At 42.6% G+C, this 19,282-nt stretch carries 16 protein-coding genes; all 16 read left to right on the forward strand.

Going from position 1 to position 19,282, the window contains the following annotated elements; genetic code table 11:
- The first annotated feature begins 12 nt into the window (after positions 1 to 12).
- The 16 genes from RH061_RS08625 to recA all read left to right on the forward strand — a co-directional run bounded on the left by RH061_RS08625 (position 13) and on the right by recA (position 18,919).
- Positions 13 to 2,346 (forward strand): FtsK/SpoIIIE family DNA translocase, encoded by a 2,334-nt coding sequence (locus RH061_RS08625; protein ID WP_311075391.1) that lies wholly within the window; start codon positions 13 to 15, stop codon positions 2,344 to 2,346.
- Positions 2,347 to 2,653: 307 nt separating this feature from the next.
- Positions 2,654 to 3,379, forward strand: coding sequence for a GntR family transcriptional regulator (locus tag RH061_RS08630; protein ID WP_167832865.1), 726 nt, complete (start codon positions 2,654 to 2,656; stop codon positions 3,377 to 3,379).
- Between the two features lie 87 nt (positions 3,380 to 3,466).
- Positions 3,467 to 4,564, forward strand: coding sequence for a BMP family lipoprotein (locus RH061_RS08635; protein WP_311075394.1), 1,098 nt, complete (start codon positions 3,467 to 3,469; stop codon positions 4,562 to 4,564).
- A 239-nt stretch (positions 4,565 to 4,803) separates the two neighbouring features.
- Positions 4,804 to 6,327 (forward strand): ABC transporter ATP-binding protein, encoded by a 1,524-nt coding sequence (locus RH061_RS08640; protein WP_311075396.1) that lies wholly within the window; start codon positions 4,804 to 4,806, stop codon positions 6,325 to 6,327.
- A complete protein-coding gene (locus RH061_RS08645; protein WP_311075397.1) occupies positions 6,324 to 7,400 on the forward strand; it encodes an ABC transporter permease in 1,077 nt (358 codons plus the stop codon). The genes RH061_RS08640 and RH061_RS08645 overlap by 4 nt, the downstream gene beginning before the upstream one ends.
- A gap of 1 nt (position 7,401) precedes the next feature.
- Entirely contained in the window at positions 7,402 to 8,355 is a 954-nt protein-coding gene (locus RH061_RS08650; RefSeq protein WP_311075399.1) for an ABC transporter permease, read from the forward strand.
- 177 nt (positions 8,356 to 8,532) lie between these two features.
- Entirely contained in the window at positions 8,533 to 9,621 is a 1,089-nt protein-coding gene (locus RH061_RS08655) for a GGDEF domain-containing protein (protein ID WP_311075401.1), read from the forward strand.
- Between the two features lie 210 nt (positions 9,622 to 9,831).
- Positions 9,832 to 11,109 carry an EF-P 5-aminopentanol modification-associated protein YfmF gene (gene yfmF, locus RH061_RS08660; protein ID WP_311075402.1) on the forward strand — a complete coding sequence of 426 codons (1,278 nt, stop codon included), beginning with the start codon at positions 9,832 to 9,834 and terminating at the stop codon, positions 11,107 to 11,109.
- Positions 11,109 to 12,404, forward strand: coding sequence for an EF-P 5-aminopentanol modification-associated protein YfmH (gene yfmH, locus RH061_RS08665; protein ID WP_311075404.1), 1,296 nt, complete (start codon positions 11,109 to 11,111; stop codon positions 12,402 to 12,404). The genes yfmF and yfmH overlap by 1 nt, the downstream gene beginning before the upstream one ends.
- Positions 12,405 to 12,474: 70 nt before the next feature.
- On the forward strand, positions 12,475 to 13,197 hold the full coding sequence (ymfI, locus tag RH061_RS08670) for an elongation factor P 5-aminopentanone reductase (protein ID WP_311075406.1): 723 nt from the start codon (positions 12,475 to 12,477) through the stop codon (positions 13,195 to 13,197).
- A gap of 101 nt (positions 13,198 to 13,298) precedes the next feature.
- A complete protein-coding gene (locus RH061_RS08675; RefSeq protein ID WP_311075407.1) occupies positions 13,299 to 13,556 on the forward strand; it encodes a DUF3243 domain-containing protein in 258 nt (85 codons plus the stop codon).
- Between the two features lie 292 nt (positions 13,557 to 13,848).
- Positions 13,849 to 14,640: a DUF3388 domain-containing protein gene (locus RH061_RS08680; protein ID WP_214777055.1), complete on the forward strand. Its 792-nt coding sequence runs from the start codon at positions 13,849 to 13,851 to the stop codon at positions 14,638 to 14,640.
- 20 nt (positions 14,641 to 14,660) lie between these two features.
- Positions 14,661 to 15,548: a helix-turn-helix domain-containing protein gene (locus tag RH061_RS08685; RefSeq protein WP_311075410.1), complete on the forward strand. Its 888-nt coding sequence runs from the start codon at positions 14,661 to 14,663 to the stop codon at positions 15,546 to 15,548.
- A 177-nt stretch (positions 15,549 to 15,725) separates the two neighbouring features.
- Positions 15,726 to 16,304 (forward strand): CDP-diacylglycerol--glycerol-3-phosphate 3-phosphatidyltransferase, encoded by a 579-nt coding sequence (gene pgsA / locus RH061_RS08690; RefSeq protein ID WP_311075411.1) that lies wholly within the window; start codon positions 15,726 to 15,728, stop codon positions 16,302 to 16,304.
- 23 nt (positions 16,305 to 16,327) lie between these two features.
- Entirely contained in the window at positions 16,328 to 17,575 is a 1,248-nt protein-coding gene (locus RH061_RS08695) for a competence/damage-inducible protein A (protein ID WP_311075412.1), read from the forward strand.
- Between the two features lie 303 nt (positions 17,576 to 17,878).
- Entirely contained in the window at positions 17,879 to 18,919 is a 1,041-nt protein-coding gene (gene recA, locus RH061_RS08700; protein WP_311075414.1) for a recombinase RecA, read from the forward strand.
- Positions 18,920 to 19,282: the final 363 nt, after the last annotated feature.

The following is a 19,282-nucleotide window of genomic DNA, read 5'->3' on the forward strand; positions in this document are numbered from 1 at the left end:
TCAGGTGATAAAATGGCCAAAAAGAAAAGACGGCAATCGAGAAAGAAGAATACATTGAAAACAACTGTTCAATATGAACTTGCCGGGCTAGCGCTGCTCGCATTAGCCATCATAGCGATGGCGGATTTGGGAGCTGTCGGAGGAGCCGTCGTGATGTTCTTCCGCTTTTTCTTCGGAGAATGGTATATGCTCAGTCTCGTAGGGCTGGTCGTGTTCAGTATTTTCATCATGTGGAAACGAAGCTTGCCTTTTATATTCCACACTAAATTGATTGGTACATACCTGATTGTAAGTGCAATCCTGCTTTTAAGCCATGTGACATTATTCGAACTTTTATCCAATGGCGGCAAGTTTGAGGATCCAAGTGTCATTAAAAACACTTTTGAATTATATGTGATGGAGGCAAAAGGAGAGACTAGCACGAATGATCTCGGAGGCGGGATGATTGGGGCTGTGATGTTTGCTCTGTTTTACTTTTTGTTTGATGCGGCGGGATCTCAGTTGATTGCCTTCCTGTTAATCATCATTGGTGCCATTCTTGTCACAGGCAAAACATTCAGTGAAGTTGCCGGCAAAATCCTGACACCAATCGGAAGCTTTATCAGGGACCAATGGTTTTCATTCATCGAAGACCTTAAGCACTGGAGAGAGAATCAACAGCATAAAAAGACAGAAAGACAACAGGCGAAGCAAGCTAAAAGCGAGAGCAGCCAAACAGCTGCACAGGAAGTGCCTGTTGAAAAAACTATTGAACTCGCCGATGAGCCAGCTCCGGAGCCTATCATCTCCAGCTTTGCGGAGCGAGCTTATGCAAATCCTGCTGATTCTCAACCTCAGCAGACAGAGAAGAAGACAAAAGCTGCAAGTGATACAGAAGATGAGGCGGAAGAGTTGCCGCAGAATATTACTTTTACTGAAGTTGAGAATACCTCTTATGAACTTCCGCCAATCGATATATTGAAACTGCCGAATAAAACAGACCAGAGCGGTGAATATGAAATGATTCACGCCAATGCGGCCAAGCTGGAACGCACATTCCACAGCTTCGGAGTAAAAGCAAGAGTGACTCAGGTTCATCTAGGACCGGCGGTAACGAAATATGAAGTCCACCCTGATGTCGGTGTCAAGGTAAGCAGAATTGTAAGTCTTAATGATGATTTGGCCTTAGCATTGGCTGCCAAGGATATCAGGATTGAAGCTCCAATACCGGGAAAATCAGCAATTGGCATAGAAGTTCCGAATTCAGAAGTAGCAATGGTCTCTTTACGAGAAGTGATCGAGTCGAAGCAGCATAACAAACCAGGTTCCAAACTCCAAATTGGTTTGGGACGTGATATTACGGGTGAAGCAGTGCTTGCCGAACTGAATAAAATGCCTCACCTTCTTGTTGCCGGTGCTACAGGAAGCGGTAAGAGTGTGTGTATTAATGGAATTATCACCAGTATCCTGATGAAGGCGAAGCCACATGAAGTCAAACTGATGATGATTGACCCCAAGATGGTAGAGTTGAATGTTTATAATGGTGTCCCGCATCTACTGGCTCCGGTTGTGACAGATGCAAAGAAAGCATCGCAGGCACTCAAGAAAGTGGTCAGTGAGATGGAAAGGCGCTATGAGCTCTTCTCACACACGGGAACAAGGAATATAGAAGGCTACAATGAATATATCAAGAGGTATAATAGCGAGGAAGAAGCGAACCAACCATTGCTTCCGTTCATTGTAGTAATTGTGGACGAGCTGGCAGACTTGATGATGGTCGCGTCCTCAGATGTAGAAGATTCCATCACCAGGCTGGCTCAAATGGCCCGTGCTGCCGGGATCCATTTGATCATAGCTACTCAAAGACCGTCTGTTGATGTCATTACAGGGGTAATCAAAGCGAATATCCCATCAAGAATTGCCTTTGCCGTTTCTTCAATGACAGACTCAAGAACAATACTTGATATGGGCGGTGCTGAGAAGCTGCTGGGAAGAGGGGACATGCTGTTCCTGCCTGTCGGGTCATCGAAGCCTGTGAGGGTGCAGGGAGCGTTCTTGTCGGATGAAGAGGTGGAAGAGGTTGTAAACTATGTCATTGGCCAGCAGAAAGCCCAGTATCAGGAGGAAATGATACCTGAGGATGTTCCTGAGAACACATCAGAGGTAGAGGATGATTTGTACGGAGATGCTGTCGATCTTGTAGTGGAAATGCAAACCGCTTCTGTTTCGATGCTTCAGAGAAGGTTCAGGATAGGTTATTCTCGTGCAGCAAGACTGATTGATGAAATGGAGCTGCGCGGCGTCGTTGGGCCTTATGAAGGAAGCAAGCCGAGGACCGTCCTTGTGGCTAAGTCTGAAGAGGCATAAAATCATGCATTTAAAAAAGACAAAAGTCGGGTGCTCACACCCGACTTTTGCTGTGTATGCAGGATAAAACTCCTATAGGTAAAATAATAGTGTCATACTATTAAAACCGCTTACAAAATCTTATTATAGCAAAAAAATAGGTTTATCGTCCCGGAAAATATGACAATTTTGGTCAATCTAGCTTTTTTCGACAAATTGTTGAAACACTATTTATTTATCTCGAAAAAAGTGTTATAGTATTTTCGATTAGTAGGAATGCTATACATCAGATGTCTGATGTCTTGAGCAAAGGTTGGAGGAACGCCTCATGTCGATCAAGTCAGATAACCGGCACCTGTATTTACAAGTAATCGATCACCTGAAGCAAGATATTCAAAAAGGTATATATAAAGAAAGAGAAAAATTACCTTCAGAATTCGATCTTGCCAAACAGCTTGGAGTCAGCAGGGCTACACTAAGGGAAGCATTGCGAATACTTGAAGAAGAAAATGTCATAGTTCGCAGGCATGGTGTAGGGACTTTTGTCAACGCCAAACCGTTGTTTGAGTCAGGAATTGAACAGCTGAACAGCGTGACGGGCATGATTGAGCATGCAGGGATGAAGCCTGGTACAATCTTCTTGAACTCAACGACTACTGGGCCAACCGAAGAAGATATCCGACGTTTTTCATGTTCGCATGATGATGAAATCACACTGGTTGAAAGGGTCAGAACTGCTAACGGGGAACCTGTTGTCTATTGTCTAGACAAGATTCCTTCAAGCATCCTGCCGGAAGATTCTTCTTTTGAAGATGAGTCATTGCTTCATCTACTTGAAGTTAAATCGAACCGGAAGGTAACTTACGCAGTAGCTCAAATTGAGCCAATTGGCTATCACGAGAAGATTTCGCCCATCCTTGAATGCGAGCCGGAAACTGCACTGCTTGTTTTAAAACAGATGCATTTCGATGAAAACGATGTTCCGATTCTTTATTCGGTTAATTACTTTAAAGCCGACAAGTTCAGTTTTCATGTCCTTAGAAAAAGAATTTAATTTTTTTAAAGGAAATGAAAACGCTAACTGATTGGTTTTTCAGAACATTCCTGCGAAATCACAAACATTCTCTGGGGGGTACAAACCTTGAAAAAGCGTAAATTTGGTTTGGTAATGTCATTGCTTTTAGCAGCAGGTACAATGTTGGCAGGTTGCGGAAGCGACGACGAAGGCGGCAGTTCTAAGGGCAAGGAGTCAGACTTAAGAGTAGGTATGGTCACTGACGCAGGTACGATTGATGACAAGTCTTTCAACCAAGGTACTTGGGAAGGAATCCTTAAGGCTGAAGAAGAATTCGGCGTAAAGACAAAGTACCTAAAGCCAGCAGGAACTACTGAAGCAGAATACTTAAAAGAAATTGGTAACTTATACGATGCAGAATATAAGTTCATCGTTACACCGGGCTTTAAATTCGAAACAGCTGTTTTCCAAGCCCAGGATAAATATGAAGATGCTAAATTCGTCATTCTTGATGGAAATCCGCACAATGGAGATTTCAACCCAGTTGTTAAAGATAACACTGTAGCTGTATTCTTTGCAGAGCACGAGTCAGGCTTCCTTGCTGGTGTAGCTGCAGCGGTTGAACTGAAAGAAGGCGAAGCTGGATTCATCGGCGGTATGGAGATCCCTGCTGTACAAAAGTTCAACTGGGGCTTCCAACAAGGTCTTAAATATGCAAATGAAAACCTTGATACAAATGTAACAATCAAAGCTGAAAACGTAGTTTACCAGGGTTCATTTGACAACGCTGCTGCAGGCGGACAAATCGCAGCTCAATTCTATGATCGTGGCGTAGATGTTATCTTCACTGCTGCAGGTGGTGTTGGTGTTGGTGCGATCAACGAAGCGAAAAACCGTGCTAAGGCTGGAGAAAAGGTTTGGATCGTTGGTGTAGACGTAGACCAGTTTGAAGATGGTAAATATGATGGCGATAAGTCAGTCATCCTTACTTCTGCTATGAAGAAGCTTGACCAAGTTGCTTACGATATGGTCCAAGCTGAACTTGACGGCAAATTCCCAGGCGGAGAAACTTTGACTTTCGATGCTAAGAACGATGGAATTGGTCTTCCTGAGAAAAACCCTAACCTAAGCGACGAAACTATGGGCAAGGTTAAAGAAGTTTACGAAAAAGTTAAATCTGAAGAAATCAAGGTCTCTGCTGAACAGGGAGATTTATTCAAGTAAAATAGTGCAAAAGAGACGGTCTCTTCCGTCTCTTTTGTCTATCGAACTCAAAAAGGAAAAATTTTGAACTTTTTCGAAATGGAAATGTACAGCTCCAGAGCCTGGCTTCCAAATAATCGGCCTTCAAAAGGAAGTAATTGCATCACTTCCCCAGGTGCCCGGTGAATGCTTGGGAAGCTGACAAGGGCGCTTACGCTATTCTTATAGGTATAGAGTCTAATACAAAGGTGAGTGCTACTATGAGTTATGTAGTTGAGATGTTGAATATCCGGAAAGAGTTTCCGGGTATCGTAGCCAACGATAATGTTACCCTTACCCTTAAAAAAGGGGAAATACATGCACTGTTAGGTGAAAACGGTGCGGGAAAATCAACTTTGATGGGTGTTCTGTTCGGCATGTATCAGCCTGAACGCGGCGTAATAAAAGTTAATGGCCAAGAAGTTAAGATTACGAATCCTAATGTCGCAAACCGTTTAGGAATCGGAATGGTGCATCAGCATTTTAAGCTGGTAGACAACTTCACTGTAACTGAAAACATCATTTTGGGCAGTGAGCCGCTTAAAGGCATGGTGCTAGATATTGATAAAGCTGCAAAAAGAATTGAAGAGTTATCAAAGCACTACGGTTTGAATGTAGATCCACATGCAAAAATCGAAGATATTTCAGTAGGTATGCAGCAAAGGGTAGAAATTTTGAAAATGCTTTATCGAGAAGCAGATGTTCTGATTTTGGATGAGCCAACAGCTGTCCTTACACCAGCAGAAATCGATGAATTGATGAAAATCATGCGTAATCTTATTAATGAAGGCAAGTCTATTATTATTATCACTCATAAACTAAAAGAAATTAAAGCCGTTGCGGACCGCTGTACAGTCATTCGCCGCGGAAAAGGAATTGGGACTGTCAATGTGGCAGAAACCAGTGAGGCTAGTCTTGCCGAAATGATGGTCGGACGTCATGTCTCTTTCAAAGTGGATAAGAAAGAAAGTACTCCTGGTGAAGTGGTACTTAAAATAGATTCTTTATCAGTAAAAAATAATAGAAAAGTTATGGGATTAAAAGATTTTTCATTGGAAGTCCGTGCTGGTGAAATAGTCGGGATTGCCGGGGTTGAAGGCAATGGACAGACAGAGCTTGTTGAAGCAATCACTGGCTTGAGAAAAGCTGAGTCGGGGACGATCCTGGTCGGTGGAGAAGAGATCACCAACCTTCCAATCCGCCAAAGGAATGAAAAAGGCATCAGCCATATACCGGAAGACAGGCAAAAACGCGGTCTTGTTCTTGATTACTCACTTGTTTCAAACATGGTACTTCAAATCTACAACAAACAGCCTTTCTCTAAGCGTGGATTATTAAATTATTCTGCTATGAAAGCGTATGCTCAAAATATCATCACAAACTTCGATGTGCGTTCAGGTGAAGGTGCTGCGTCGATTGCCAGGACTCTTTCCGGCGGTAACCAGCAAAAAGCCATCATCGGGCGTGAACTTGAACTTGATCCTAAACTCTTGATTGCTGTTCAGCCGACTCGTGGATTGGATGTTGGTTCCATCGAATACATCCATAAAAGGATTATTGAGCATCGCGACAAAGGGAATGCAGTATTGCTGATCTCTTTGGAGCTTGATGAAGTTCTACAGCTTTCAGATCGCATTGCCATCGTTAATAATGGTGAGCTGGTTGGCGAAGTAATCGCTGCGGAAACAAATGAAAATGAAGTTGGTCTTATGATGGCAGGCGTGGCTAAGGAGAGAAGTATATGAGAAATACCATCGTATCTTTAATATCCATTTTTCTAGGTCTTGTGGCCGGGGGCATTTTGATGCTTTTCATCGGCAGCAATCCGATTGAAGGTTATTCCTATTTGCTTCAAGGAGCGCTGAAGAACCTAGAGCGTATCGGGAATACTCTTGCTACAGCAACTCCGCTTGTATTCACTGGCTTGTCTGTCGCTTTTGCTTTCCGTACAGGACTCTTTAACATTGGGGCATCAGGACAGATGCTGGTTGGGGGCCTTGCTGCTACTGCTGTCGCCCTGACTTTTGATTTTTCACGGCCAATCCTTTTAATGGTCATGGTCCTTGCAGGACTGGTAGCAGGTGCATTATGGGCTTTCATTCCTGGTTTATTGAAGGCTAAGTTCAATGTTCATGAGGTTGTTTCGACAATCATGATGAACTGGATTGCCTACTGGACAATCTACTATATTGTACCAGGTTATTTCAAGGGTGAATTCCTTGAAACAGAATCTAAGAAACTTGCAGAATCAGAAACTTTGAGAACACCATTCTTAACAGAAATGTTCGATGGATCATATATCAACTTAGGTCTGTTCCTTGCAGTCATTGCAGTGATCATTATTGCCTTTATCATCGATAAGACAACACTAGGCTTCGAATTGAAGGCAGTTGGATTCAATAGATTTGCTGCAGAATATGCAGGTATGAAAGTTAACCGCAACATCATTTTATCTATGTTGATTTCAGGTGCTCTTGCTGGAGTCGGCGGTGTAGCATTGTACACAGGAAATGCTTCTAGCATTCAAATTGGTATTCTGCCTGCACAGGGATACGACGGCATCGCGGTTGCTCTACTGGGTGCAAACCATCCTGTTGGTGTATTCTTCGCAGCAGTGCTGTTCGGGATCCTTTACTCTGGTACTGGATTCATGAATGCTATGACCGAAATTCCACCTGAATTGGCGAATACTATTATCGCGATCATCATTTACTTCGCTGCGACGAGTGTAATGATTGAGCGTTTGCTGAACAAGTTCAAGGCAAAAAAATCAAACAAAGATAAAAGTGGTCCTGTAGTCGAGAAGGGAGATTCATAAGATGTGGTCAATAATAGAACAAATTTTTCCTTACGCGATTATCTTTACCATTCCTCTTCTTATTACGGCACTCGGCGGACTTTTTAGTGAAAGAAGCGGTATTGTAAATATTGCCCTCGAGGGATTGATGGTCATTGGTGCATTCTCTGGCGCTCTATCCATCCATTTCCTGAGCGGTGTATTGGACAACCACACTTTGGTCCTCTGGCTTGGATTGCTGGCTGCAATTATTGCTGGTATGCTATTCTCCATCTTGCATGCGTTTGCGAGCATAAATTTGAATGCCGATCAGATTATCAGTGGTACGGCAATCAATCTGATTGCGACTGCTCTTACGGTATTCCTTGCACGTAATATGACTGGAAGTGGAAACATCCGAATCTCAAGCGGTTTCTCACCGTCCAACGTTCCATTCCTTTCGGATATTCCAGTGATTGGAGATTTGTTTTTCACAAAAACGTATCCAACAACATGGTTTGTATTAGTCATTCTTTTTGTAAGTTCATTCATTTTATACAAAACAAAGTTTGGTCTCCGTTTACGTTCATGTGGTGAATTCCCTCAGGCTGCAGAAGCAGCAGGGATCAATGTAAGAAGAGTCCGATACAGCGGCGTTCTTATTTCAGGAGCATTCGCCGGATTGGGCGGTGCCTTGATCATTGTCACACAGTCAGGAGAATTCACAGGAACAGTTGCAGGTCTGGGCTTCCTGGCATTGGCTTCCTTGATTTTCGGACAATGGAAACCGCTAGGCGTGCTGGCAGCAACTTTCTTCTTTGGATTTGCAAGTACGATCGCAAACGTGTCACAAGTAATTCCAGAGTTGGCTGTTATTCCGCCAATCTTATTGAAAATTTTCCCTTATGTCGTGACATTAATCGCGCTCGTAATCTTCTCCAAATCCTCACAAGCTCCAAAAGCTGTTGGTGAAACATTCGACAGTGGAAAACGTTAATATTGTATATTGCGAAAAGAGGCACCTCGAAGGGGTGCCTCTTTTGTTTTTATGTGCGAAAATATTAATCATAGTATTATCATAAGAATTTGAACATTCTTTTTAGATTAAATCTTCCATATGTGATAATATAAAGGAAAAGTTTTCTAAAAATAATATCGTCAAGAGGGCATGCACATGAAGCTATCATTATATATGGATGATCGTGAAACGGAAAAGATTTTTTCTTATTTGCGCTGGATATTCTTCTTGGTAGGGATTCTAGTATTCTATTATCCTCCTCTGGCGGACAGGCTGAATTTTACGAAAGAAACATTTCCTTTATTGCTTACAATAGGATTTGTCTACATGGCCGTAACCCAGACTGCTTTAGTTAAAATGTCGGCGGGAAACGAGTATTTCAATTTACTGACGAAGGCTGGAATTGTTTTCGATTATATTGCGTTAATGTGGCTCCTTGCCTTGACTAATGGAGTTATTTCTCCACTTTTTCCGATTGCTTATCTGGTCGTCATGCATGCGACGATTTACTGGAGGACAAAAGGTGCCATAATATCCTCCATCTCATTGACGATAGGATATTCAACTATTTTTTACGTACATGCTCAATTTGATTTTAATACTACATTTGTTTTTATTTTAAATCTCATCTTCCTTTGGATCATTGGTGTTTTTGGATCACTAATCGTCATACGCGAAAGGAAGCATTTAAGACAGAAAGAGATTTTTCACGAGCTGATGTTCACTGACTATTTAACAGGATTATACAATCATCGGCATTTCCAGGAACAATTAAGGGTTCTAACTAGCGGTAAGCAGAATTTCCTGCTGGTCATGGGAGATATTGATCATTTTAAGCAAATCAATGATCAGTTCGGCCATTTAGCCGGCGACGAAATCCTGAAAAAAATTGGCAGGATTTTCCAGGAACTGGCAACGGAATTTGATGCACAGGCTTTTCGTTATGGCGGAGAAGAATTTGCCTTTCTTTTGCCAGCTATCGAAGAAACCAGTCAGATTCGCTTTTTTGATGACCTCTATGAAAGATTGTCAGCTGAAAAATTCAGTGAGGGATGCGAGAGTGTCACCATGAGTTTTGGGATTGCTTCTTCAAAAGGTGCAGCCTTGCCGGATAAGCTTCTTGGATACACTGACCAGCTCCTATACAGCGCAAAGGCAAATGGGAAAAACCAGGCTAAATTTGAATCTGGTTATACATATTTTTACTCTCAAGCGAAAGATGAAATAGCTGCTTCCAGGCAATAAAGGCTTCCTATTCGGGAAGCTTTTTCCATATCAGCTGCCAATTCCTTGAATTAGCTTGAATGTGAAAGGTATAGTTAGAGTATATTTATTGGAATATTAAATATAGACTTCACAACGTATACATAAAAGAAGAATGTTTCATTTACATCAATCATGTGAAGAAGAAAGACTGTAAACAAGTCATGGTGTTATAAATAAAGGAGGATTTCAATGGCTGTCATTTCAGAAAGTATCAAGGATATGAAGGGCTACAAGCTTCATATCGTCAAAACCGAAAAATTCAAGACCAATACAATTGTTTGGAAGATGAAGGCGCCGCTTACCAGTGAGGATGTCACGAAAAGGGCGCTGCTTCCTTACGTGCTGCAAAGCAGTTCAAAGGCTTACCCGTCAACTTCAAAGTTCCGTTCCTACCTTGATGAGCTCTACGGTGCTAATTTATTTGTTGATGTCTCAAAAAAGGGAGAATATCAGGTCCTGAGTTTTTCTCTGGAAATTGCCAATGAAAAGTTCCTGAGTGATCCAGATCCTTTGTTGAAAAAAGGAATGCAATTGATGGCTGAGATTCTGGTGAATCCACTGGCTGAAAATGAAGCATTTGACAAAGATACTGTTGAAAAGGAAAAACGGACATTAAAACAGCGGATTCAGGCTGTCTATGATGATAAGATGCGATACTCCAATTTCAGGCTCGTACAGGAAATGTGCAAGGATGAACCATATGCCCTACATGTTAACGGCGAGATAGATGATATTCCGCAAATTGACGAGAAAAATCTCTACGAATACTACAAGAAAGCTTTTGCGGAAGATGAGCTTGACCTGTTTATTATCGGAGATGTTGATGAGGCAGAAGTCCAGTCGATAGCGCAAGATCTCCTGCAATTCGAACAGCGTACACCAAAAGTTGTTGAAGCTTCGAAAAGTGTTCATGTGGAAGAAAAAACCGTCAAGGACAAAGAAGATGTCAAGCAGGGGAAGCTGAATATCGGCTACAGGACAAATGTGCTTTATGGCGATAAGGACTATTATGCACTCCAGGTTTTCAACGGAATTTTCGGAGGTTTTTCCCATTCGAAGTTGTTCTTGAACGTCCGTGAAAAAAATAGCCTTGCCTACTATGTCGCCAGCCGCCTTGAAAGCCACAAAGGTTTGATGATGGTCATGTCAGGCATTGAATTTGAAAATTTCGAGCTGGCTGTAAAAATAATCCGTGAACAAATGGAAGCAATGCAAGCCGGTGATTTTACCGATCAGGAAATCGAACAGACGAAAGCTGTGATCGAAAACCAAATGCTTGAAACTATGGATACGGCAAGAGGGATGGTAGAGGTTCTGTATCATAATGTTGTATCGCGTCAAAATGTCAGCCTCGATGACTGGCTTCAGGGCATGAGTAAAACCACAAAAGAAGAAATCGTTGATGTTGCCAAAAAGGTACAGCTTGATACGGTCTACTTCTTAACTGGATTGGAGGCGGACAAATAATGGAGAAAATCACTTTTGAACAGCTTCAGGAAGAAATGTACTACGAAAAACTGAGTAACGGACTTGATGTCTACATTCTTCCGAAAAAGGGCTTCAATAAAACATATGCTACATTTACGACGAAATACGGTTCGATCGATAATCACTTCCTTCCTCCTGGGAAAAATGATTTTGTAAAGGTGCCCGATGGCATTGCTCATTTCCTGGAGCATAAATTGTTTGAAAAGGAAGATGGTGACGTGTTCCAGCAGTTCAGCAAGCAGGGTGCTTCTGCGAACGCATTCACATCATTCACGAGGACCGCTTATTTATTTTCCAGTACCTCCAATGTGGAGAAAAACCTTGAAACGCTGATTGACTTCGTTCAAGAACCTTATTTCACAGAGAAAACAGTTGAAAAGGAAAAGGGGATCATTGGGCAGGAGATCACAATGTATGATGACAACCCTGATTGGAGGCTGTATTTTGGCCTGATACAGAATATGTATAAAAACCATCCGGTAAGCATCGATATTGCTGGTACAATTGAGTCGATTTCACATATAACGAAGGATATGCTGTATGAATGCTATGAAACCTTTTACCATCCAAGCAATATGCTATTGTTCGTAGTGGGCCCTGTTAGTCCAGAAGAAATCATGGGCTTGATAAAAGAGAACCAGGGAAAAAAGGAATACAAAAATCTTCCTGAAATCCAGCGGAGGTTTGATGAGGAACAGGTTGGAGTGGCAGAAAAGAAACAGGTTCTTAAAATGAATGTCCAGACGTCAAAATGCCTGGTAGGAATCAAGGCGGCCAATCCAACAGAATCGGGCAGGGAGATGCTGAAAAAAGAACTGTCTATCAATGTGATGCTGGATATTCTTTTTGGCAAAAGCTCCGAGAATTATACCGAATTGTATGGATCCGGGTTAATCGACGATACATTTTCATACGATTACACAGAAGAGCAAGGCTTTGGTTTTGCGATGGTAGGAGGCGATACGAACGAGCCCGATGTCCTGGCCAGCAAGCTGGAAGCCATGCTGATGGAAGCAAAAGCTGGTCGAGGGTTGACAGCTGAAAACCTCGAGCGGACCAAAAAGAAAAAAATTGGCGCTTTCCTCAGGGCTGTGAACTCGCCGGAGTATATAGCCAACCAGTTCACACGCTATGCTTTTAATGATATGGATCTGTTTGATGTTGTGCCGGTACTTGAAAGCCTTACACTAGAGGATCTCAAGCAGGCTGCCAGCGAGCTAATTGCTGAAGAACGGTTCACAGTCTGCCAGGTAGTTCCAAAGGATAAGCAATAAAACAACAATTAATCCATGCGCCGGCCCTTGCCGGCGCATTATTTCATTAGGGTAATCGGAGAGGGGAAACATGAAAAAATTCGCACTCGTAACAGGAGCAAGTGGAGCGATAGGCAGAGCCATTTCCATGAAGCTAGCATCAAAAGGTTATTCACTGTACTTGCACTATAATAAGAATGACAAAGGGATAGAAGAACTTGTGTGTCAGATTCAACATTTTGGCGGAGAATATATACCGATCAAGGCTAACCTGGCCACAAAAAATGGCTATTTGGATGTGGCGGCCAACATCTTTTCCATTGACGCGATTGTACATAATGCTGGCCATGCCCATTATGGGCTTCTCGAGGATCTGGAGGAGTCTGAAGCAGATGAACTTATCCAGGTTCATCTAATGTCACCTATGATGCTGACAAAGAAACTGATCCCTAAATTACGGCAAAAAGAAAGAGGGGGAATTGTCCTAGTGTCTTCTATATGGGGGCAGACTGGTGCATCGTATGAAGTAGCCTACTCAGCTGTTAAAGGAGCCCAGATAGCTTTTGCCAAAGCGCTGAGCAAAGAGCTGGCAAGTTCCGGCATTCGGGTAAACGCCGTAGCGCCTGGTGCCATTCATACTCCTATGGTTGAAGACTTTTCTCAGGAAGAAATCGAGGCCATAACCGCGGATATTCCCACAGGCCGTTTAGGGCAAGCTGAGGAAGTAGCGGATAGTGTTGAATTCCTGCTGTCTGATAAATCCTCTTATATAAATGGACAGGTCCTGGCGGTGAATGGTGGCTGGCTGACGTAATACAGGTGTGACAATTTTTCAAATCAGCTTCGTCAATGAATAATAATCGGCGTACGTATGCAAAATAACCTTGTACTATTTTAGACAAGGAGGTTGTCAATATGTCCGTATTGGATAATTGGAATCAGTGGAAGGATTTCTTGGGAGACCGCCTTCATCAGGCGCAGGACCAGGGAATGAATAAAGGAGTAATGGGAGACCTCGCTTATCAAATCGGGGATTATCTTGCCAAGAATGTCGATCCAAAAAATGAGCAGGAAAGAGTCCTTGCAGACCTTTGGTCAGTTGCAAGCCCGGAAGAACAGCATGCCATTGCTACTATGATGGTTAAATTGGTTCAGAACAACGGTACAAAATAATAAGTAAGCTTTTGAGAGGGGACCTACAGCTTCCTCTCTTTTTTTTTTGTGATATTATAGCTGAGGATTTATAAGTATTAATTCAATCAATATTGAGAAGTCTCCAAAAAGTGAGCTTTCTATACTGGAGCAAAGAGCTGTGATTTTTCAATTAGAACAAAGCATTTTTCAACTTTTTGCTTCTGGCTTGTTTTTCCTTTCATCTTCCTTGAAAATCATATAATATAGTAGCTAGATATTCGATGTCAAAATGTGTCGCATTCAAGTGACCTTATAGCAGAGGAGGAGAACGATGGAAAAGAAAGAATGGTACTTGGAATATGAGATTATGATTAACCGTCCAGGACTGCTAGGTGATATTTCTTCTTTGCTTGGTATGCTGTCAATAAATATTGTAACGATCAATGGAGTCGACGAAGGAAGACGAGGTTTGTTGATTCTAGCAAAAGATGATGACCAAATTGAACGATTAGAGTCAATTTTAAATACAATGGATACAATAAAGGTAATAAAGATCCGTGAACCGAAGCTTCGTGACCGAATGGCGGTCAGACACGGCAGGTACATACAGCGTGATGCAGATGATAAAAAAACATTCCGGTTTGTAAGGGATGAACTTGGACTACTCGTAGATTTTATGGCAGAATTGTTTAAGATGGAAGGACACAAACTGATTGGGATCCGCGGGATGCCGCGAGTCGGCAAGACTGAGTCAGTCGTGGCTTCAAGTGTTTGTGCAAACAAGCGATGGCTGTTTGTCTCTTCGACATTATTAAAACAGACAATCCGGAACCAGCTGATTGAAGACGAGTACAACGCTGACAACTTATTCATCATTGATGGAATCGTCTCCACTAGGAGGGCAAATGAAAAGCACTGGCAGCTTGTCAGGGAAATCATGCGCCTGCCTGCAGTGAAGGTTGTTGAACATCCGGATATTTTTGTCCAAAACACGGAATACACAATGGATGACTTTGATTATATTATTGAACTGCGCAATAACCCCGATGAAGAAATCGTGTATGACATGGTTCAGAAGAATCACATGTTTACCGACTCTGATTTCGGCGGATTTGATTTTTAACAGTATTGGAAGGTGTTATCGTGACTGAGTTAGGAAATATATTAAAGGAAGCACGTGAAACTAGAGGCCTCAGCCTGGACGAACTGCAGTCCATCACGAAAATACAGAAGCGCTATCTGCTTGGTATTGAAGAGGGCAATTACTCTATGATGCCAGGTAAGTTTTATGTTCGTGCATTCATAAAACAATATGCAGAAGCTGTTGGGCTCGATCCGGAACAGCTTTTTGAGCAGCATAAAAATGAAATCCCATCTACATACAACGAAGAGCTGCCAGATCAGCTTTCCCGTGTACAGTCGAGGAAAAGTATCTCTCCTGACACATCTAAGATCCTGGATTTACTTCCGAAGATATTGATTGGAGTCTTTATAATAGGTGCGATCGCCCTGGTCTGGTATCTGATTGTGCAGAATGCAGGTGATGGAGCAGAACAGCCTGCAAATACTGATAAAAGCAAACCGAACATAGAAGAAACACAAGACATTGTAGATGATTCCGCGGATGAGGGCACAGGAGAGGAAGACGGCGCGGCCGAAGATGAGGAAGAACCAGCCGAAGAAGAGGAAACTGAGCCTGATACACCTGCACAGGAGCTTACTGTTGCTTCAAACAGCGGCAGCAACACGGTATATGAACTCAAAGGTGCCGATTCATTTGTCATAAAAATTGTATCACTTGGTCAGACATGGGTCGGTCTATCAAATGGCTCCAAATCCATTTTTCAAGAAACCCTTGTAAAAGGAAAGAATGAAAGCCGTACAGAGGACTTATCCAACGAAACCAAGGCAGTCATTAATATTGGACGAGCACCTGATACCGAAATCTATGTCAATGACCAAAAGTTAGAGTACGCAATATCACCCGATAAAGATATGACCCAGGTGATCACAATCAACTTTGTTAAATAGCCCTTTATGCCGAGTATAGCCATTTAAAAGCATGATTTACCAAAATGCCCGTATGGACTTTTGTTTATACGGGCTAAAATTATACTAGGCATATTTAATGATGATTTTTACATATTGGATATAATGAAGGAAGTCATACTAATGGCTTTGCAATTTTGCACCTTGGAGGAAAAGAATATGAATTTGCCAAATAAGATTACGGTTTCACGAATTTTATTGATTCCGTTATTCATGATCATCATGATTATTCCGTTTTCATGGGGGGATATCTCCCTTCTTGGTACAACCATGCCGGTCACTCATTTTGTAGGAGCGTTAATCTATATCTTTGCGTCTGTGACAGACTGGGTTGACGGTTATCTTGCGAGAAAGCACAATTTAGTTACGAATCTTGGGAAATTCCTTGATCCGCTTGCAGATAAACTGCTTGTTTCTTCTGCATTGATTGTGTTGGTTGAACTGGGGTATGCCCCAGCGTGGATTGTCATCATTATCATCAGCCGTGAGTTTGCCGTAACAGGACTTCGTCTGCTGTTGGCAGGCGGTGGTGAGGTTGTTGCAGCAAAAATGCCTGGTAAAATTAAAATGTGGGCACAGACAGTGGCCATTTCCGCCCTCTTGCTGCACAATATCATTTTTGAAGCATTCTCCATTCCATTTGCAGACATTGCATTATGGGTGGCGATGTTCTTTACTATTTGGTCTGGCTGGGATTACTTTGCTAAAAATAAGCAGGTATTCAGTAATTCCAAATAATTGAGTAATCAGGGGGACGAGAAATGAATGCCGAAATCATCGCCGTGGGATCTGAATTGCTCCTTGGGCAAATTGTCAATACGAACGCCCGATTCCTATCCAGGCAGCTTGCCGACCTGGGAATCAATGTTTACTATCATACAGTCGTCGGGGATAATCCGGATAGATTGAAAAGCGCAATGGAAATCGCCCAGAAGCGGGCAGATCTCATTATCTTTACAGGCGGTTTGGGTCCAACGAAAGATGATCTGACGAAAGATACAATTGCCGGACAGCTTGGAAAGCAGCTTGTGCTTGATGAAGAAGCGATGAAGTCTATCGAATTATATTTTGAAAAAACGAACAGGGTAATGACTGAGAATAACAGGAAGCAGGCTCTGGTGATCGAGGGGTCCACTGTCCTGAAAAATGATCACGGAATGGCTCCAGGGATGTTCCTTGTGACTGGCGGGAACAAGTACATGCTTCTCCCAGGTCCCCCTTCCGAAATGGAGCCAATGTTCTTGAAATATGGTCAGAATGCAATTGCAGGCTTGTCTGGCAATAAAGCTAAAATTGAATCTAGAGTCTTGAGGTTCTTTGGGATTGGCGAGGCAGCTCTGGAATCGGAAATAGAAGATTTGATTGACAAACAAAGCAATCCAACCATCGCACCACTGGCTGGAGATGGGGAAGTTACCCTGAGGCTTACAGCGAGGGATGACTCAACGGGAACTGCACAGGCATTGATTGATGAAGTGGAAGCTGCAATCATGGCCAGAGTCGGTGAACATTTTTATGGGTACGACGAGACTTCGTTAATGATAGAGCTTACTAAGTTGCTAAAAAATAGAAACATGACTTTATCGGCGGCAGAAAGCCTGACAGGGGGCATGTTCCAGCAGGAATTGACTTCAATTTCTGGTGCAAGCAGTTTGTTCAATGGCGGGGTGGTCTGTTACTCGAACGAGGCTAAAATAGAACTGGTGAAGGTGATGCCTGAAACGATTGAAAATCATGGGGCAGTAAGCAGCGAATGTGCTGCAGAGCTAGCGGCAAATATTGCTTCAGTTACGAATTCTGACATTGGCATCAGCTTCACGGGAGTCGCTGGCCCTGACAGCCTGGAAGGTCATCCAGCTGGAACAGTTTTCATCGGGGTACATATCAAAGGCTTGCCATTACATGTGGAAAGATTGAGCCTCAGTGGATCGCGGTCGGCCATCAGGAAAAGGTCAGTAAAGTTTGGCTGCCAGATCATAATTAATAGATTGACAGGAACACGGAAGTGATGCACTTCCGTGTTTTTTTGTGCTCCTGACTATGCCGAATGGAAAATTTCATCCGGTGTTTAAAATAGGCAGATTCTTTGCTGAAATCGTATTTTAATGGGTATATACCATAGTAAAATGAGAGAATGAAGTATCGAAAATTCATTTTTGAAGCTTTTTCTCCTTCTAAAAAAAACGAATAAATGTTCGATTTTTTAATGGACAAACACCCTTGAAAAAGGTATAGTAATAGTAGGCTTTAAATAAGAGATTTGCGGCCAGGCAGTATGCTGGTTCGTTTTTATATAAAAGGAGGAAATTTGAGTGAGTGATCGTCAAGCTGCCTTAGATATGGCGTTAAAACAGATTGAAAAGCAATTTGGTAAAGGCTCAGTTATGAAATTAGGGGAAAAGACAGACACTAAGATTTCTACTTCTCCAAGTGGATCCCTTGCATTGGATGCTGCACTGGGAATAGGTGGATATCCTCGCGGACGTGTGATTGAAATCTACGGACCTGAAAGTTCCGGTAAGACAACAGTTGCCCTTCATGCGATTGCAGAAGTGCAGGCTAATGGCGGCCAGGCGGCATTCATTGACGCTGAACACGCTCTTGATCCTGTTTATGCACAGAAGCTTGGAGTGAACATCGATGAACTTCTTCTTTCCCAGCCAGACACGGGAGAGCAAGCACTGGAAATCGCAGAAGCGCTTGTGCGAAGCGGCGCAATTGATATTATTGTTATTGACTCCGTTGCAGCTCTTGTTCCAAAGGCCGAAATTGAAGGAGAGATGGGCGATTCCCACGTTGGTCTTCAGGCCCGTTTGATGTCCCAGGCATTGCGAAAGCTTTCAGGTGCAATCAACAAGTCCAAGACAATCGCGATCTTCATCAACCAGATTCGTGAGAAAGTCGGCGTTATGTTCGGTAACCCTGAAACGACACCTGGCGGACGCGCATTGAAGTTCTATTCAAGCGTGCGTCTTGAAGTGCGCCGTGCTGAAACATTGAAGCAGGGCAATGATATGGTCGGTAACAAAACGAGGATCAAAGTCGTCAAGAATAAGGTCGCTCCTCCGTTCCGCACAGCTGAAGTGGATATCATGTACGGTGAAGGGATTTCCCAAGAGGGAGAAATCATCGACATGGGATCAGACCTTGATATCGTCGATAAGAGCGGTTCTTGGTATTCCTACAATGGTGAGCGTCTTGGACAGGGAAGGGAAAACGCAAAAATGTTCCTTAAAGAAAACCCGTCCATCCGTCTTGAAATCAAGCAGAAGATCCGTAATCACTACGGCCTTGACGGCGAGTTCACTGTAACAGAGAGTGAAGATGACCAGGAAGAACTCCCATTAGATTAATAGTTTAGCTATACTAGTCAACAAGGTCTCCTGTAAGCCAGGAGGCCTTGTTTGCGTTTTTTCGCTTGTTAATAATATTGAGGAAACTTAATTTTTTCATTCTTGAGGGAAGTTGGGCATGGGACGAATAACCACACATACATCCGGAAAAATAAGAATTAATTGAATAATTAATCAAACCGTTGGAATACAGATGGGACAAACCCTTGACAATAAAATATGGCAGCTTTACAATTAAAAATGTATATTTTACATTTTCATGGTATTAAAAACGTTTAAAAGCATTTGAGCTGTATATTGATGCTTGTAACAATGTACATGCCGACACTTTAAAAAACGTAACACAAGTTCATAGCAAGAGGA

Origin of the sequence: Mesobacillus jeotgali (genome assembly GCF_031759225.1) — a bacterium.
GTDB classification, from domain to species: domain Bacteria; phylum Bacillota; class Bacilli; order Bacillales; family Cytobacillaceae; genus Mesobacillus; species Mesobacillus jeotgali_B.

Excerpts from the sequence above, each read along its gene's own strand:
- RH061_RS08650 (WP_311075399.1), top strand. The coding sequence starts at position 7,402 with ATGTGGTCAATAATAGAACAAATTTTTCCTTACGCGATTATCTTTACC.
- RH061_RS08625 (WP_311075391.1), top strand. The coding sequence starts at position 13 with ATGGCCAAAAAGAAAAGACGGCAATCGAGAAAGAAGAATACATTGAAA.
- pgsA (WP_311075411.1), top strand. The coding sequence starts at position 15,726 with ATGAATTTGCCAAATAAGATTACGGTTTCACGAATTTTATTGATTCCG.
- RH061_RS08680 (WP_214777055.1), top strand. The coding sequence starts at position 13,849 with ATGGAAAAGAAAGAATGGTACTTGGAATATGAGATTATGATTAACCGT.
- RH061_RS08630 (WP_167832865.1), top strand. The coding sequence starts at position 2,654 with ATGTCGATCAAGTCAGATAACCGGCACCTGTATTTACAAGTAATCGAT.
- RH061_RS08645 (WP_311075397.1), top strand. The coding sequence starts at position 6,324 with ATGAGAAATACCATCGTATCTTTAATATCCATTTTTCTAGGTCTTGTG.
- yfmH (WP_311075404.1), top strand. The coding sequence starts at position 11,109 with ATGGAGAAAATCACTTTTGAACAGCTTCAGGAAGAAATGTACTACGAA.
- RH061_RS08695 (WP_311075412.1), top strand. The coding sequence starts at position 16,328 with ATGAATGCCGAAATCATCGCCGTGGGATCTGAATTGCTCCTTGGGCAA.
- RH061_RS08640 (WP_311075396.1), top strand. The coding sequence starts at position 4,804 with ATGAGTTATGTAGTTGAGATGTTGAATATCCGGAAAGAGTTTCCGGGT.
- RH061_RS08675 (WP_311075407.1), top strand. The coding sequence starts at position 13,299 with ATGTCCGTATTGGATAATTGGAATCAGTGGAAGGATTTCTTGGGAGAC.
- ymfI (WP_311075406.1), top strand. The coding sequence starts at position 12,475 with ATGAAAAAATTCGCACTCGTAACAGGAGCAAGTGGAGCGATAGGCAGA.
- RH061_RS08655 (WP_311075401.1), top strand. The coding sequence starts at position 8,533 with ATGAAGCTATCATTATATATGGATGATCGTGAAACGGAAAAGATTTTT.
- yfmF (WP_311075402.1), top strand. The coding sequence starts at position 9,832 with ATGGCTGTCATTTCAGAAAGTATCAAGGATATGAAGGGCTACAAGCTT.